This is a genomic window from Vibrio japonicus (genome assembly GCF_024582835.1).
Classification (GTDB): Bacteria; Pseudomonadota; Gammaproteobacteria; order Enterobacterales; family Vibrionaceae; genus Vibrio; species Vibrio japonicus.
This window is the reverse complement of record NZ_CP102096.1, coordinates 2,319,452-2,336,582: the sequence shown is the minus strand read 5'-3', so window position 1 is coordinate 2,336,582 and position 17,131 is coordinate 2,319,452. Positions and strand designations below refer to the sequence as shown.

Sequence of the window (17,131 nt, the reverse complement as noted above, 5' to 3'; positions counted from 1 at the left end):
GCAGTCCTTAGAAATACTTTCATCACTATACACAATGTTACAATTTCCTTCCCGTAAAAAGTGTAGAAAAAGGTACTCATCTGACGTGTTTGAGCATCAAAAAACATAAACTTAGCGGCTATCCTAACTAATTGTTATAAACAATGTTCATGTTGGTTGATTAACACTTATGTCAACTTCGTGATGTTTGTTAAAGTTTGGTATATCTCAGCAGTTCGATGCTGTTAGAAGCATTTCGTGTTGTATTAGGTAAGTTTGTAATGTGGAGTTGAGTTGTGTTCGGAAGTCGTTTTGAAGATATCAATCTCAAAGGAGATCTGTTTGGCGGTGTGACAACCGCAATAATCTCGCTACCTCTTGCCTTGGCATTTGGGGTTGCATCGGGAGCGGGTGCAGAAGCAGGCCTTTGGGGCGCGATTATGGTGGGCTTTTTCGCTTCACTATTTGGTGGTTCCAATACGCTAATCTCTGAGCCTACAGGCCCTATGACGGTGATTATGACAGCGGTACTCACCAGTATGATGGCAAAGTACCCTGAAAGTGGTATGGCCATGACTTTTACCGTAGTCATGATGGCAGGGGCATTTCAGATCTTGCTGGGTACGCTAAAGCTCGGAAAGTATGTCACTTTAATGCCATACAGCGTTGTTTCCGGTTTCATGTCGGGCATTGGCGTTATTCTTATCATCCTACAGTTATCGCCTCTACTTGGTCATGCTGCGCCTTCAGGAGGCGTGACTGGAACGCTATCTGCACTGCCAGACACGGTCGCTAATTTGAAGTTTAGCGAGCTTTTCTTAGGCTTGCTGACGCTCGGAATTCTGTTTCTTTTCCCTAAGCAATACCGTAAATACGTGCCAGCACAGTTAGTGGCTTTGGTTGTCGTGACTTTGCTGTCTGTGATCTTCTTTGATATGGATACGATTCGCCGTATCGGAGAAATTCCTGCTGGATTGCCATCTTTGGTGATTCCTCAAATCAATGCTGAAATGTTCACTGAGATGCTGATTGATGCACTGGTTCTCGGCACTTTGGGCTGTATTGATACACTACTGACTGCGGTAATTGGTGACTCACTGACTCGAAAAGAACACGATTCAGATAAAGAGCTGCGTGGTCAGGGATTGGCGAACATGATTTCTGGTCTGTTTGGTGCACTGCCTGGTGCTGGTGCGACCATGGGGACAGTGACCAACATTCAAGTGGGTGCTCGCTCACCATTGTCTGGTGTGGTTCGCGCACTTATGTTAGCGCTAGTCGTATTAGTGGCTGGTGGGCTGACCGAACCAATCCCTATGGCGGTATTGGCTGGTATTGCTGTTTACGTTGGTTTTAATATTCTTGATTGGAGTTTCATCCAGCGTGCTCATAAGGTCAGTGTTCAAGGCATGGTGATCATGTACGGCGTAATGCTTCTGACAGTGTTTGTCGATTTGATTGTCGCGGTGGGTCTGGGTGTATTCATCTCTAATATTATTGTGATTGAACGTCTCAGCCGTGAACAAGCGCGTCAAGTGAAAGCAATCAGTGATGCAGACGATGATGATGTTCCTTTAACTGATAGTGAAAGGGCACTACTCGATAGAGCAAGAAGCAAAGTATTGTTCTTCTATCTTTCTGGGCCGATGATCTTCAGTGTATCGAAAGCGATCTCACGTCAACACACCAGTATTTCAGATTACGAAGTAATGATCCTCGATTTAACGGATGTACCGATGATTGATGTGACGGTAGGTTTGGCATTGGAAAACGCCATCAAAGATGCGCTGGATGCCAAATGTCAGGTTTACTTGCTTTGCCCGAATGAAAATACACGGCAGCAGTTAGACAAATTCCATGTGATTGATTTGGTCCCTGACGAAAATACCTTTAAGTTCCGTTACGAAGCACTTAAAGCCGCAATCAAGCATGTAGACAGTGATGAACATCAATTCCAAGCGGTATAAATAAGCGCAATAAAGTTGGAAACGCCTCAGAGTAATCTGGGGCGTTTTTTCATTGCAAGCTGAAATTTATCCATCGAGATTTGATACGTATTTGGCTTGTGTTTTCGGTAACTTATTTTAAATATCAATATTTCTAAAAAAATGGAAAGGTTTAATTGTAATCAACTTTGCCTGACGATAGACTAATCGGCATTCACGATTCAGCACGGCAAAGAAAGTATGTACGCTTTAGAAATAGAACAGCTACGCAAGACCTATGCAGGTGGTTTTGAAGCTCTAAAAGGAGTGAGCTTAAACGTTGAAAAAGGAGATTTCTATGCGTTACTTGGGCCAAATGGCGCAGGTAAATCAACCACGATTGGGGTGATTTCGTCACTCGTCAACAAGACATCAGGCAAAGTCACCGTTTTCGGACACGACATCGATAACGAGCTAGAACTGGCTAAGCAAAACCTAGGCTTGGTTCCTCAAGAGTTTAACTTTAACCAGTTTGAAACGGTTGAACAGATCGTTATGCAGCAGGCCGGTTACTATGGTGTTCCTAAAGCACTTGCTAAAGAACGTGCTGAAAAGTACCTCAACAAGCTGGACCTATGGGAAAAGCGTAATGAGCGTTCAAGAAACCTATCTGGCGGTATGAAACGCCGTTTAATGATTGCACGCGCTTTGATGCACGAACCTAAGCTACTGATTCTAGATGAGCCGACCGCAGGTGTGGATATCGAACTGCGTCGCTCGATGTGGCAGTTCCTAAAAGAGATCAACCAACAAGGTATTACCATTATTCTGACCACTCACTATCTAGAAGAAGCTGAAATGCTGTGCCGTAATATCGGTATCATCAATAAAGGTGAGTTGATCGAAAACACGACGATGAAAGATCTGTTGAGTAAGCTGCAAGTCGAAACGTTTATTCTTGATCTTGAAGACGGGGCTGTCGAACCAACACTGGAAGGTGTCGTTAGCCAACGAATGGAATCTGGCTCATTAGAGATTGAAATTGAGAAAACCAAAGGTCTCAATGGTATTTTCAGCCAACTGAGTGAGCAGGGAATCAAGGTGCTGTCCATGAGAAACAAAGCAAACCGCTTAGAAGAACTGTTTGTGAGTATCGTTAGAGAGGGGAGCAAGTAAATGTACCGTATTTATTGGACTGCATTTCGCAGCTTGCTGGGTAAAGAAATCACTCGCTTTACTCGTATTTGGGTGCAAACATTGGTTCCACCTGCCATTACGATGACGCTGTATTTCATCATTTTCGGTAACCTTATCGGTTCCAGAATCGGTGAAATGAATGGGTTTAGCTACATGGAATACATTGTTCCTGGTTTGATTATGATGTCAGTGATAACCAACTCGTATTCAAACGTCGCTTCGTCTTTTTTCAGTGCTAAGTTGCAAAAAAATATCGAAGAATTGCTGGTCGCTCCTGTACCTAACTATGTGATTATTGCAGGTTATGTCATGGGAGGTGTTGCGAGGGGCCTATTAGTAGGTGCGCTTGTGACATGTGTTTCATTGCTGTTTGTCGACCTACAAGTTGATCACTGGGGTATCATTTTCGCGACCGTATTTCTGACGTCGGTTGTATTCGCTCTAGGTGGTTTAATTAACGCGGTATACGCAAAAACATTTGATGATATCTCTATCGTACCGACTTTTGTTCTAACGCCTTTAACTTACTTGGGTGGGGTATTCTACTCAATCAGCTTATTGCCGGAGTTTTGGCAAGGGGTATCTAAAATTAACCCAATCGTCTATATGGTGAATGCTTTTAGATATGGTTTCTTAGGCGTATCAGACGTAGGTATTGTGACCTCTTTTGGTGTATTAGGGGCGTTTGTTGTCGTGCTGTATTTGCTTGCGCATTACTTGGTATCACGCGGCATCGGTTTGCGTTCTTAAGTAACGATTATAAAGATAGGTATAAAAAAGGGTTGGCAAAAGTGCCAACCCTTTTTAGTTTGTATTCATTAAGCGTCCGCTGAAGAAGGCTCAGAGTCATCACTCTCTTTCGTCTCGATAATCATGTCGACGACTTGGTTATCTATTAAACGAGCTTTACCCAAGAAAGCAGACATAAGAATCACTGCTTGTGCTGTGTCAGCGGTAATGGCTTGCAGAGTGCGAGCATCGCGGATAAAGATTTCATCTGGATGTAAACCCGCAGCTCTTAGCTGGTCGCTTGCGTCTTCAATGACTGAAGCGTAGTCATCGCGTCCACCACGCATAGCACTGCTAATCCAGCGCATGGTGCGAGCTAGCACAGGCGCTCGTTGACGCTCATCAAGGGTGAGCAGACCATTGCGAGAACTCATCGCTAAGCCATCCATTTCACGGACAGTTGGGACACCAATGATCTCGATATCCATAGCTAAATCTTCTGTCATCTTACGAATGACAGCAAGTTGCTGGAAGTCTTTCTCGCCAAAGCAGGCAACGTCTGGCTGAACAATATTGAATAGCTTCGTCACTATCGTAGACACACCTCGGAAGTGACCTGGGCGAGAAGCGCCTTCTAAAATGGTCGAAAGCCCAGGGACGTCCACGAATGTTTGTTTGTCTAAACCTTCTGGATAGATGATTTCAGGAGTCGGCGTAAACACCAACTCAACAGCTTCACCATTTAATTTCGCCAGGTCGTCTTCCAGTGTACGCGGATAGTTGTTGAGATCGTCAGCGCGATCAAATTGCATAGGGTTGACGAAGATACTCACAACCACAATGTCTGCATGCTCTCGAGCTTTGCGAACGAGCGTTAAATGGCCTTCGTGCAAGTTGCCCATGGTCGGAACAAAAGCGATCTTGCGACCTTCACGTTTGTACTGTTTGATCTGCTCGCGGAGAGCCGAAATTTCAGCAAAAGTCTGCATGAGTATAGTGTCCTTAGGCAATCGTATGTGATTCGTCTGGGAAAGCGCCGCTTTCTACATCCGCTTTGTATTTAGCGACTGCTGCACGCATATCGCCTGTTTCAGCGAGGAAGTTCTTAGAGAACTTAGGCATGTAGTTAGCCGAGATACCAAACATATCGTGCATAACCAAAATTTGACCATCGGTTACGTTACCTGCGCCAATGCCAATAACAGGTACATCACACACTTCGGTAATACGCGCTGCCAATTCTTGAGGGATACACTCAAGTAAGATGATTTGAGCGCCAGCTTCCTGCAGCGCCAGTGCATCACTTACCATGCGATCGGCTTTTTCTTTGTCGCGGCCTTGCACTTTAAATCCACCAAAGATATTCACCGATTGTGGTGTTAAGCCTAGGTGGGCACAGACAGGAACGGCACGCTCTGTTAGCATTTTAACCGTCTCAACCAGCCAGTCGCCGCCTTCAATTTTTACCATGTTTGCGCCTGCACGCATTAGGTGAGCCGCATTTTCACAAGCTTGCTCTGGTGTTGCATAGCTCATAAAGGGCATATCAGCCATCAGTAGGCAATTAGGGCTACCAGCACGAACGCAGCGCGTATGGTAGGCGATGTCTTCTACCGTGACAGGCAGAGTGTCTCGCGTCCCTTGTAGGACCATACCTAAAGAGTCACCGACTAAAAGTACAGGCATCTCCTGACTTTCAAATAGCTGTGCAAAGCTCGCATCGTAAGCAGTAGAAGTTGCAAATTTACGACCTTCCTGCTTCCATTTCATCAGGTCGTTGATGGACATTTTTTTCATGATTTTTCCTTTTAAGGAGTTGGCTATGATTGCCAAATGGTCAGGCCATTCTTATCTACGACTTTCAGCAAGTCTTCTAGCCTGCTCCCGCATGGGAGGGTTAAATTTGGTGCGATTTCAGCAAGCGGGTAGAGCACAAATTCGCGCTCTTTCATTCCATAATGCGGAACGACCAGACGCTCTGAATCAATCACCTCATTGCCGTAAAGAATAATATCTAGATCTAAGGTTCTTGGGCCCCAGCGCTCTTCTTTGCGGACGCGCCCTTGCTCCAACTCGGTAGCTTGTGTGCAGTCGAGCAGTTCAAGTGGCGTTAATTCTGTTTGTATTTCGACAACAGCATTGATGTAGTCAGGCTGATCTTGCGGTCCCATAGGCGTGCTACTGTATAGACTAGAGCTTTGAATAAACTCAGATTTAGGTAAGCACTTTAATGCTTCAATGGCATTTTTTGTCTGCCCAACAGGATCAGACAGGTTACTTCCTACAGCAATAAATACCGTGATCATGATGTTGCCTTTGGTTTGCTCTTACGAAAGTTTTTGCGGCGACGTTTCTTCGGTGTGCCTGAGCTTGATGTTGGTCCATCAATATCGGCAACCATCGCTTGGCGCATATTTCGGCCAGCAGATTGGAAAGTATTCCACCACTTAGCGAGCTGGGTGGTCTCTCCACCTTCAATTTCACCGCGCATCTCTAAAAAGTCATAGCCTGCTCGGAACTTATTCAGCTCCATCAGACGGAATGCGCGTTTACCATTGCGACGAGGCAGTCGCAGCTGAAGTTGCCAAATCTCGCGGATAGTCGCGGTGTGACGACGAGGGATCGCAATGGTACGAACTTGCTCATCTAGTATGATATTGCTCGCTTCCATAACGGCATCGTAATAGGAGAAGTTGTGTTTCTCCATTAGCCATTCTGCTTTTTCTTGCAGAGGATACCAAAGCATTGCCGCAAACATAAACGCAGGATTAATGCGTTTGCCTTCCTCAATGCGTTGGTCGGTGGCGTCAAGAACTACATCCAGCATCTGTTCAGTGTTTGATGAGTAATCTTCAGTGAAAAACTCAGCAATGGTTGGGAATAGCTGCTGGAACAAATTGTACTCACGCATCAGGTGGTAGGTTTCTAATCCGTGACCTGACTGCAGCATTTTTAGAGATTCTTCATACAGGCGCGCTGGTGGAATATCTCGTAGAAGGAGCGCCATTTCTTCGATAGGCGCTGCTGTCTCTTCTTCAATATCGAAATCGAGTTTAACGGCGAAACGAATGGCACGCAGCATGCGCACCGGATCCTCACGGTAACGAGTTTCAGGATCGCCGATTAAGCGGACAAGCTTGTCTTGCAGATCTTCTATGCCACCTGCATAGTCGTGGATCGAGTAGTCTGCGATGCTGTAGTACATCGCATTGATCGTAAAGTCACGACGCTCGGCATCTTCGTCAATGGTGCCGTAGACATTATCACGCAGCAACATGCCTTCTTTAGACTGCTGAGAGACATTCTTACTCGACTCTTGGTGATGACCTCGGAAAGTGGCTACTTCGATAATATCGCGACCGAACATGATATGAGCCAGTCTAAAACGTCGGCCGATTAAGCGACAGTTTTTAAAGAGGTGGCGAATTTGCTCTGGCGTTGCGTTGGTCGCAATATCAAAATCTTTAGGGTGCTGGCTGAGTAATAAATCGCGTACTCCACCACCAACAAGATACGCATCAAAGCCTGCACCATGAAGTCTGTATAGCACCTTCAATGCATTATCGCTGATCTGTTTGCGAGAGATATTATGCTCTTGGCGAGTTATGACATTCAGAGATAGCTCTGGGTATATGTTTGTTTCGCTTGGTGTATAGTCGTTTTTATTCATGTGCTTCTGGCAATAATATGGTGAAAACCAACCTTGCTTCAGGCTAATTTGGTGCCTATTAAGGCGAATTTGCGGCTAATAATAGCTTACAGCGAGCTGTTTGAGAATCTTGGTGTGATCTCGGTGGAGTCGGGTAGCTGCTGTAGCTGCCATGTTTTTACGCCCCATGCGATGATCTCTGAGATGTCTAACTGCTCGATATCCTTAGCTATTTCAAAGCCTAGGAAACGCATCGCATCAAGTAATGCAGGCTTAGGGTTGCTGTTATCGATCGCCGGAGCATGATTCTGTTTGGACAATTTTTGCCCATTATCACCTAATGCCAGCGGTAAATGAAGATAGCTAACTGGCTGTTTAGATAACATTTTATACAGGCTTATTTGTCGGCCTGTGGGCTCAATGAGATCCGCACCGCGTACCACTTCAGTAACGCCTTGTTCGATATCATCCAATACTACCGCAAGGTTGTAGGCATATAAGCCATCTCGGCGTTTTATAATAAAATCTTCATCTGCTAAAGAGGCAGGGATCTCTAGCAGGCCATGTTTTTGATCATCGAACTGATAAACCGGCGCGGTCATTTTTAAGCGAATCGCGTTGTTACCTGAATCTGACAGGTGTCGATCTCGGCACGTACCTGTGTAAAAACCACCCGAATCTTTTATCTGTTTTCGGGTGCATTGGCAGTAATAAGCCTGACCGGACTTGAGCCACGTATCTATTTGAGACTGATAGAGATCGTGACGTTGGCTTTGATACACAACGTCACCATCCCAGTGCAGTTGATATGCTTCCAAAGTTTTTAAAATCAGCTCGGAAGCACCCGGCATTTCACGAGGCGGATCCAGATCTTCGATACGTACTAGCCACTTACCGTTTTTGGCTTTGGCTTGAAAATAGCTGCCCAGAGCCGCGACTAGCGAACCAAAATGGAGTGGCCCTGACGGCGAAGGAGCGAAGCGTCCGATGTAACTCATAGCAATTTCATGAATCTTATTAAACCAAAAAGGGAGCCAAAGCTCCCTTTCTCTTTAATGCAAAGCAGGTTATTAACCTTGCATCTGTTTTTCTTTGATCTCTGCAAGTGTCTTACAGTCGATACAAAGATCGGCAGTTGGGCGCGCCTCTAGGCGGCGAATGCCAATTTCAATACCACATGATTCACAGAAGCCAAAATCGTCTTCTTCGATCTTGTCTAATGTTTTCTCGATCTTCTTAATTAGGCGACGCTCACGGTCACGGTTACGAAGCTCAAGACTAAACTCTTCTTCCTGAGAAGCACGGTCAACTGGATCAGGGAAATTAGCTGCTTCGTCCTGCATGTGGTGAACAGTACGCTCAACTTCTTCCCTAAGCTGGTTGCGCCAAGCTGTTAAAATTTTAGTAAAATGAGCCAATTGATCTGGTGACATGTACTCTTCACCAGCTTTCTCTTGATATGGCTCAACCCCTGCGATGGCTAGGATGCCTAGCGCTTTTTTCTTTGATTCTGGCATGCAGCATCTCCTACTAACACCTAGTCAACTGAACTCAGCAGTCTATTTTAAGGCGGGTATCTATAGCAAAAAGAACTTAGCGAGGCAAACTCTGTATTGCAAACTTGTCGTCAATGTGGAGGTCTCGTCACTTTTAGCGCTAATTGATAAATTCAATTGCCTTGACGAGCCTCATCTCAGAATCAGAAAGTTCGGCTTTGTAGCAGAGAACTTCCACTCCTTGCTCTTGTGCTTTTTTCAGTAATTGTGAATATGTCGCGTCTATATGGTGTGCCGCTGAGACTTTTTCAATACCCGAATGTAAAACAGCAAATAAAAGTACAGCCCGGCTTCCATTTTGTGCCATTTCTGAGAGCTCTCTTAGGTGCTTTTGCCCCCGCGTTGTTACAGCATCAGGAAAGTAGCCTTGACCTTCAATATTGACATCCAATAAAGTCACACTTTTGACTTCTATATAGCAGCTTGGCTTATTTTTTGAGTTGAGCAAGATATCAATCCTACTATTTTCACTCCCATATTTAACTTCAGTTTGAAGTTGATCATATCCGTTAAGCTCTTCAATCACTTGTGACTGAATGGCTTCTACTGCTAATTGGTTTGCTCTTGCTGTATTGATACAGATGCTATGGCCATCTTTGGTTTCACTCAGCTCCCAGCTATTGGGATACTTCCTTTTCGGGTTGTCAGATGTTGAATACCACACCGTATTACCGGGCTCTGCGCAGCCTGTCATTGCACCTGTATTCGCACAGTGGATAGTACGTTCGCTGCCATCCGGTAGCGTAATGTCTGCTAAAAATCGTTTGTATCGTTTTATTAGCGTTGCGGATTCTAATCTGGGTTCAAACTTCATTTGGCACTGGATTTATGTACAATATTTGCATCATTACACCATAAGGTTTTCCCATTGTCACAATTGCCTATTGAAGGCGTCATGCCGGAGCTTCTCTCTGGCGTGCGTTCTGATGCTCAGCTCATTCTAAAAGCTGCACCGGGTGCCGGTAAGTCGACTTACTTTCCATTAAAACTACTTCAAGAGAATGTGGTGGAAGGCAAAATAATCATGCTTGAGCCTAGGCGATTGGCGGCAAGAAATATTGCGCGTTATTTGGCTCAGCAGCTTGGTGAGCCTGTTGGCCAGAAGGTGGGATATCGTGTTCGCGGTGATACGAAAGTGAGCCGTGACACCAAACTGGAAATTGTGACAGAAGGCATATTAACTCGCATGATTCAGTCTGACCCTGAATTGTCAGGAGTGGATATGGTGATCTTTGATGAATTTCACGAACGTAGTATTCACGCGGATACCGCATTGGCTTTCTGCCTCGAAATACAAGAAGCCCTTCGTGATGATCTCAAGCTGGTGGTCATGTCTGCCACACTCGATGAGCAGGCTTTGTGTTCACTCTTGCCAGATGCGCGCTATGTTGAGTCACAAGGACGTAGCTTTCCTGTTGAATACCGCTATCACGCCGTTAAAGCGAATGAACATTTAGAAGATCTAATGAGCCGACAAATAACCCGCTTGATGACAACAGAAAGCGGCTCTTTGTTGGCTTTCTTACCTGGCGTCGCGGCGATTAAGCGCGTTCAAGAAAGGTTGCAAGATTTAGCTGACGACATACAAGTCTGTCCGCTCTATGGTCAGCTAACGTTCGAGCAGCAACAAGCCGCTATTCAGCCTCCGATGTCAGGAAAAAGAAAGATTGTTCTGGCCACCAACATTGCGGAAACCTCGTTGACGATTGAAGGTATTCGCCTTGTGGTGGACTCTGGTTTGGAGCGTGTTGCGAGGTTCGATTTAAAAACGGGCGTGACTCGTTTAGAGCAAGTTCGTATCGCAAAATCATCGGCGGTGCAGAGGGCAGGTCGTGCTGGTCGTATTGAGTCAGGCATTTGTGTGCGCTTGTTCAGTGAAAGTCAGTTTAGTCAGTTGGCAGAGGTTCCTCAGCCTGAAATTCTCCATTCAGATCTGGCTGGTTTATCGCTTGAACTTGCCCAATGGGGCGCGAATGAACCTAGTGATTTAAAGTGGCTAGATGTACCCCCGCTTAGTGCTGTTAATCAGGCAAGATCGCTTCTTCAATCTCTTGGTTTAATGAATCGCCACCATCAATTGACGGATTCTGGCCGACTGGCGATATCGCTGGGAGTTGAACCTAGGACAGCCGCGATGCTAGCGCGTGCAGAGTCTTTGGACTGCACAAATACCGCTGTTTTGGTTGCCGCTTTGCTTGAAGAGACCGAGCGAAATACAACGGATTTTCTTCATAGCGTTCACCGCTTTAACCAAGGTAAACACAGTAAGCAAAAAGTGGTGTTGCAGCGTGCGCAGCACTTAATGAAAAAAATGGGCGGTCAGTTTTCTCCTCAAGCGGTTGATGAGTCCATTGTTTCTGGGTTGCTTGCATCCGCATTTCCTGACCGGATCGCTCAAGCGAGAAGTAAGCAACATGGCCGATTTTTACTGGCCAATGGCCATGGCGCAGAAATGCAAGAAACAGAGCGCCTTGCGAGCAGCGATTATTTGGTTGTCGTGGATTTGATGCGCGGTCGTTCCGATTCTGCAATGATATTCTTGGCGGCGGAGTTTGATATTGGGCTTTTGGATCGATTTAGCCCGAACCTCATAACCCAAGAGGAAGTGGTCGATTGGGATGAATCAAAGGGTAGGCTGATTGCCGAGCGTCAGGAGAAAATCGGGCGATTAATCCTCGCCAGACACGCTCTTCCAGAACCAGTTGGCGAAAAAATGACGAAAGCTTTACTCAATTTCGTTCACCGGAAGGGACTTTCAGTATTAAATTGGACACCACAAAGCCTAGAAACATTGGAGCGACTCCGTTGTGCGGCGGATTGGCTTCCAGAGCAATCATGGCCAGGTCTTGATGAAAAGGCATTGCTTAGCAACTTAGAACTTTGGCTAGAGCCTTACCTGACAGGAGTTCGCTCGGTAAAAGGGCTGAACTCAGTCAATTTGGTTGAGGCGATGATGGCGTACATCGGTTGGCCGTTGAATCAAGAGATCGAACAATGGTTACCTACACATTATCAGGTTCCAACAGGCTCTAAGAAAAAGATCCGTTATCAGCAAGGCCAAGAACCGGTTTTGTCTGTGCGGATGCAAGAGATGTTTGGTGAACAAAGTTCGCCATCTATTGCACAAGGTCGAAAAACCTTGGTGTTGGAGCTACTATCTCCCGCACAAAGGCCACTCCAAGTGACCCGTGATTTGGCGAGTTTCTGGAATGGCGCATATAAAGAAGTGCAGAAAGAAATGAAAGGCCGTTATCCGAAACATGTATGGCCCGATGATCCAGCAAGCCACGTGGCAACCACTAAAACGAAACGACAGTTAAACTCATGACAAAAAAAACGACTTCCACTGGCAATAAATCTCAGACAACGAAATCTGCCAGTAAGCCCGCTCGTAAGCGTAGAGCAACAGCGCCAAAACGCTCGCCTAAAAAGCCTAACCAACGTCATTGGTTAAAGACGCTTTGGGGAATCAGCTGGAAGGTGAGCTTGGCGGTGTTTGCCATATTGGTATTTGTGGGTATTTACCTAGACAGTGTTGTGAAACAGCGCTTTGAAGGCCAACTGTTTTCTTTACCGACGGTCGTTTACGCGAGAATTCTAAACCTTGCGCCAGGTGACACTATTTCGATTAAAGAAGTGCGTAATGAGCTTGATGTTCTGAACTATCGTAAGGTGAGTCAACCTCGCTATCCAGGTGAGTACTCGTCTTCATCCACGAAGATTGAGCTGATTCGACGCCCATTTGAGTTTGCTGATGGCCCAGAACCTGATCGTCATATCATGCTGCATTTTGACCAAAGTGGTTTGAAACGAGTCCAGTCGCTAGAAAAACGAGGTGATCTTGGTTACCTGCGTATAGAACCAAAGATGTTGGGTATGTTGGAGCAAGGCAAAGATGAACAGCGATTGTTCCTTCGTCGAGAGCAGTTTCCAGAAACGATGGTTGATGCACTACTTGCGACAGAAGATAGAGACTTTTATCAGCACGATGGCGTTTCTCCTTTGGCCATTGCGCGAGCACTTGTTGCGAATGTGAAAGCGGGACGAACCGTACAGGGTGGCAGTACCTTAACCCAGCAGCTGGCGAAAAACATTTTTCTATCCAGTGAAAGAACCTTGTGGCGTAAACTTCGCGAAGCTTATATTGCGTTGATCATTGACTATCGTTATAGCAAAGATCGTATTTTAGAAGGATACCTAAATGAGGTTTACCTAGGCCAAAGCGGTGGTGAAGCCATCCATGGTTTCGGCTTAGCGTCGCGACTCTATTTCGGCCAGCCAATTCAAGAACTGCGCATCGATCAATTGGCTATGCTTGTCGGTATGGTGAAGGGGCCTTCTTACTACAACCCGATTCGCTACCCTGAACGTGCAAGAGATCGCCGCGACTTAGTGCTTCGCCTGATGATGCAGCAGGGAATTTTAACGTCTGATCAATTTGAAAATGCGGCAAGTCGTCCGCTGGATATTCAGAAGAACCCTAGAATTGCCAGCAGACAGCCTTCTTACTTTCAACAGTTAGAAATTGAATTGAAAGAAAAAGTGGGCGGCGCGTTCCAGTCGGACAGTGGTTTCAGAGTGTTTACTTCGCTTGATCCTGTCTCACAGCAAGAGTTAGAAAATGCCATTGCGAGCAAGATTCCAGAATTAGCAAAAGTTGCTGGCCAATCGCTAGAAGGCGCTGCGATTGCCGTTGATCGCCACACAGGTGAAATTCGTGCCATGGTGGGGGGAAAGCGTACCGGCTATGATGGTTTCAACCGTGCACTCAACGCGAGTCGACAAATTGGTTCATTGGCAAAACCAGCTATTTACTTAACTGCACTTCAGCAGCCTGAAAAGTACAACTTAGCCACCACTTTGCAAGATAAACCAATAAGTCTGAAAGGTAGCCAAGGAACGGTTTGGTCTCCTCGTAACTACGATCGTAAGTTCCGCGGTGAAGTGCCTCTCTATCTCGCCTTGGCTAAGTCTTATAATGTTCCAACCGTACAATTGGGTATGCAATTGGGTATCCCAAGTGTCGTTGATACGTTAGAAAAACTTGGCGTCGATAGAAGTGAAATTAAACCTGTTCCTTCTATGTTACTTGGTTCGTTTACACTGACACCATTCCAAGTGGCGCAAATGTATCAAACGCTGACCAACTCTGGGCGTCGTGCTCCTTTATCCGCGTTACGTTCGGTGATTGATCTCGACGGAAACGTGTTGTTCCAGTCTTTACCTCATGTTTCTCAAGCCGTTGATCAACAAGCGGCATGGCTGACGACGTACGCGATGAAGCGAGGCGTGTTAGAGGGAACTGGCAGGCACTTGAACCAGAAGTTTGGCTGGGCCGCGCTTGCTGGGAAAACGGGTACAAGTAACGACACGCGAGACAGCTGGTTTGTTGGTGTAGATGGTCGGGAAGTGACTACTGTTTGGCTCGGGCGTGATGACAATAAATCGATTAAATTAACGGGTTCAAGTGGTGCGTTGCGTGTTTATTCCGAGTATCTGCAACATCGAATCCCAGAAAAGTTGACGCTACCATGGCCTAAAGGTGTGAGTACCGTAGGCTTTGCTCAATCGTCGCATGGTAGTTTAGAGCTGAGCTGTCAGAGTGCATTTAAGTTGCCAGTATGGGATGTTAATAACCAATTCAAAAAGCGTTGTGAGAACGATCCTGTCGGTTGGTTGAAAAAAATGTTCACTTGGTAACTCGCTCTTTTGGCCACATATAGATAAGCTAACACCCAGAAAAGCAACAAGAATAGCGAGCGTAGACAATGATAAAATTGGCTTGGATTGTATTGGTATCTTCGATTTCATTCGTACAGTCGGCTTACGCCAATGCCTTGTCTGAGCCAAAAGAGAAGGAAGCGCAGCGTAAAAAAATCGCGGTTGTTTTTGCCGGAGGAGGCGCAAAAGGAGCTGCGCACATCGGTGTTTTAAAAGCGTTGGAAGAGCTCAGAGTTCCGGTTGATTACATCACGGGCACCAGTATGGGGGCGTATGTCGGTGGACTGTATGCGACGGGAATGAGCTCGGATGAAATCGAAACATTGGTGGGAACGGTTGACTGGAACAGTGGGTACAGAGACCGTGTGAATCGAAGTCAAAGGCGAGCTCGTGACAAGGAATACGAAGACAGATACCAATTAACGACCGATTTAGGCTTAAGGTGGGGAGAAGTTAGAGGCTCGCGAGGATTGGTTCAAGGGCAGGGGATGTTACGAATCCTACGTGAAACCACGGGCAACCTTCCCCCATTTTCTTCATTTGATGACTTAGCGATTCCTTACCGCTCGGTTGCAACGAATATTATTGACCTTCAACCCGTTGTTATTGGTGATGGTTACCTCGTGGATGCCATGATGGCGAGTATGTCTGTCCCTGGCGCATTACCCCCTTATCAGATAAATGGTCAAATGCTCGTTGATGGTGGCGTGACCAACAATATGCCTGTCGACGTAGCCAGAGATCTAGGGGCTGATGCTGTTATCGCTGTAGATATTAGTACCCAATACAAATCTGAAGAAGACTTCACTACTCTGATTACCATCGCAGATCAGATTTCTAATTATCTCGTCAGGAGTACCACTCAACGTCAGGCCATCACTTTGACCGAATATGATGTGCTACTAAGCCCTGAAGTTGGTGACATGGAAACGACGGAATTCGACAGAATGCCAGAAGCTTTGATGAAAGGTTATTTGGCAGCCATGCAAAACCGAGAGCAGCTTGAGCGTTATAGCCTGACTTCAGCGGAATATCAGAACTACATTGAGAACAAACAAGAAGCGCGTAAAAGACTGCACTACGGGGATGAGATTAAAGTCGAGCAAATCATCATAAACAATAACACTCATTACAGTGATAAGTTACTTGAGAATCGACTAAACCTACACGCTGGCAATCGTTACAGCTTGACAAAAATCGAGCAGAGTGTCCAGGAATTGTATGCTCTCGATAGGTTTGAGTTGATCAAATATCGATACGATGAAGTGGACGATAAAGGCGCTTTGATTGTCGATGTAAATGAAAAATCATGGGGTCCAAACTACGTTAACTTTCGTTTCTTCCTAGAAGATGATTTTACGACCGATAGCCAGTATTCGATCGGTATGTCGACCAATTTTACTGATCTCAATCCACATGGTGCTGAATTTCGAACCAACCTTGAAATGGGTACTGACAAATTGATTGAAGGGGAGCTGTACAGCCCAATTCGATCCGGCCAAAAAATGTTTACGACGGTGAGCCTCGCGTACAAAAACGAAAAACGTAGCGCGCCTGTCTCCGGTTTTGATGATACCAGCCTAGAAGCATCCGATAACTTCCTCCCAGTCTCATATAAAGAATGGGAAGCAGAAGCCGCGATAGGTTATCAGCAAACACTTTGGAGTGAGTTTAAAGTGGGTTTGAGGTATACAGACGGAGAAGGTGAGTTTTCTAATTTACCCACACTAGGCGATGTTAGCTATAATCGCATTGGCGCTTTTGCTAGCTATCGTATAGACACCTTAGACAGCTTTAGCCTTCCTACTGAGGGAATATACCTAGACTTGAACTACTTGATTTCAAAGGACGAAACGGTAGACGAAGAGGAGTTGTTCAGTAGCCCGCACACTGAAGATACCTCTTATGAGCTCGGTGCGGTATTTAAAGCGGCTCATAGCTTTTCACGGCATACTTTGGTCGCAAATCTCGATCTTGGCGTTGTAAGAAGTAAAAACTCTTCTGTACCGATAGATCCAAGAGAAATTGGTGGCTTTCTTAATCTTTCAGGTATTCCCAGAAATAGCCTGATTGGCCAAAACAAAGCATTTAGCAGCCTCGTTTACCGATACAAATGGTTCGATAATAATTTTGGTCTGTTTACATCCCCATTCTATTTAGGGGCGTCTCTAGAATACGGTGGTGTATGGTCTGATCCCGATATCTCGTTAAGAGATGCGCCACTTTATACCGCTGGTTCTATATTTGCAGGTGTCGATTCGCCAATCGGCCCTGTGATGCTTGGGTACGGTAGAGCTGAGCAACGGTTTGATTCGTTTTACCTCATCATAGGAACGACATTTAAGTGATTTGGATGGCTGAGTTTGGGCATGTTC

The 17,131-nt window shown here is 45.8% G+C and carries 13 protein-coding genes; 6 read left to right on the top strand and 7 right to left on the bottom strand.

The window, feature by feature from the left end:
* Window positions 1–275 precede the first annotated feature (275 nt).
* From NP165_RS10910 to NP165_RS10900, 3 genes are all read left to right on the top strand, one after another.
* Entirely contained in the window at window positions 276–1,946 is a 1,671-nt protein-coding gene (locus NP165_RS10910) for a SulP family inorganic anion transporter (RefSeq protein ID WP_257083991.1), read from the top strand.
* A gap of 219 nt (window positions 1,947–2,165) precedes the next feature.
* Window positions 2,166–3,080 carry an ABC transporter ATP-binding protein gene (locus tag NP165_RS10905; RefSeq protein WP_257083990.1) on the top strand — a complete coding sequence of 305 codons (915 nt, stop codon included), beginning with the start codon at window positions 2,166–2,168 and terminating at the stop codon, window positions 3,078–3,080.
* Window positions 3,081–3,851, top strand: a complete 771-nt coding sequence (locus NP165_RS10900) for an ABC transporter permease (protein WP_257083989.1) — start codon at window positions 3,081–3,083, stop codon at window positions 3,849–3,851.
* Between the two features lie 68 nt (window positions 3,852–3,919).
* Here the strand turns inward: NP165_RS10900 and panC are convergent, their stop codons facing one another.
* The 7 genes from panC to sfsA form a co-directional block, all read right to left on the bottom strand.
* Entirely contained in the window at window positions 3,920–4,819 is a 900-nt protein-coding gene (panC, locus tag NP165_RS10895) for a pantoate--beta-alanine ligase (protein ID WP_257083988.1), read from the bottom strand.
* A 13-nt stretch (window positions 4,820–4,832) separates the two neighbouring features.
* Window positions 4,833–5,627 carry a 3-methyl-2-oxobutanoate hydroxymethyltransferase gene (panB, locus tag NP165_RS10890; protein WP_257083987.1) on the bottom strand — a complete coding sequence of 265 codons (795 nt, stop codon included), beginning with the start codon at window positions 5,625–5,627 and terminating at the stop codon, window positions 4,833–4,835.
* Between the two features lie 23 nt (window positions 5,628–5,650).
* Entirely contained in the window at window positions 5,651–6,136 is a 486-nt protein-coding gene (gene folK, locus NP165_RS10885; RefSeq protein ID WP_257083986.1) for a 2-amino-4-hydroxy-6-hydroxymethyldihydropteridine diphosphokinase, read from the bottom strand.
* Complete coding sequence (gene pcnB, locus NP165_RS10880) at window positions 6,133–7,500, bottom strand: polynucleotide adenylyltransferase PcnB (protein ID WP_257083985.1); 1,368 nt, start codon at window positions 7,498–7,500, stop codon at window positions 6,133–6,135. Before pcnB ends, folK begins: the two co-directional genes overlap by 4 nt.
* Before the next feature lie 86 nt (window positions 7,501–7,586).
* Window positions 7,587–8,477 (bottom strand): tRNA glutamyl-Q(34) synthetase GluQRS, encoded by an 891-nt coding sequence (gene gluQRS / locus NP165_RS10875; protein WP_257083984.1) that lies wholly within the window; start codon window positions 8,475–8,477, stop codon window positions 7,587–7,589.
* 72 nt (window positions 8,478–8,549) lie between these two features.
* Complete coding sequence (dksA, locus tag NP165_RS10870; protein ID WP_257083983.1) at window positions 8,550–8,996, bottom strand: RNA polymerase-binding protein DksA; 447 nt, start codon at window positions 8,994–8,996, stop codon at window positions 8,550–8,552.
* Window positions 8,997–9,135: 139 nt separating this feature from the next.
* Complete coding sequence (gene sfsA, locus NP165_RS10865) at window positions 9,136–9,849, bottom strand: DNA/RNA nuclease SfsA (protein ID WP_257083982.1); 714 nt, start codon at window positions 9,847–9,849, stop codon at window positions 9,136–9,138.
* Window positions 9,850–9,903: 54 nt separating this feature from the next.
* Between sfsA and hrpB the strand changes: the two genes are divergently transcribed.
* The 3 genes from hrpB (at window position 9,904) to NP165_RS10850 (ending at window position 17,104) form a co-directional block, all read left to right on the top strand.
* Window positions 9,904–12,363, top strand: coding sequence for an ATP-dependent helicase HrpB (gene hrpB / locus NP165_RS10860; RefSeq protein ID WP_257083981.1), 2,460 nt, complete (start codon window positions 9,904–9,906; stop codon window positions 12,361–12,363).
* Window positions 12,360–14,735 carry a penicillin-binding protein 1B gene (mrcB, locus tag NP165_RS10855; RefSeq protein WP_257083980.1) on the top strand — a complete coding sequence of 792 codons (2,376 nt, stop codon included), beginning with the start codon at window positions 12,360–12,362 and terminating at the stop codon, window positions 14,733–14,735. The genes hrpB and mrcB overlap by 4 nt, the downstream gene beginning before the upstream one ends.
* A 77-nt stretch (window positions 14,736–14,812) precedes the next feature.
* Window positions 14,813–17,104 carry a patatin-like phospholipase family protein gene (locus NP165_RS10850; protein ID WP_371133715.1) on the top strand — a complete coding sequence of 764 codons (2,292 nt, stop codon included), beginning with the start codon at window positions 14,813–14,815 and terminating at the stop codon, window positions 17,102–17,104.
* Window positions 17,105–17,131: the final 27 nt, after the last annotated feature.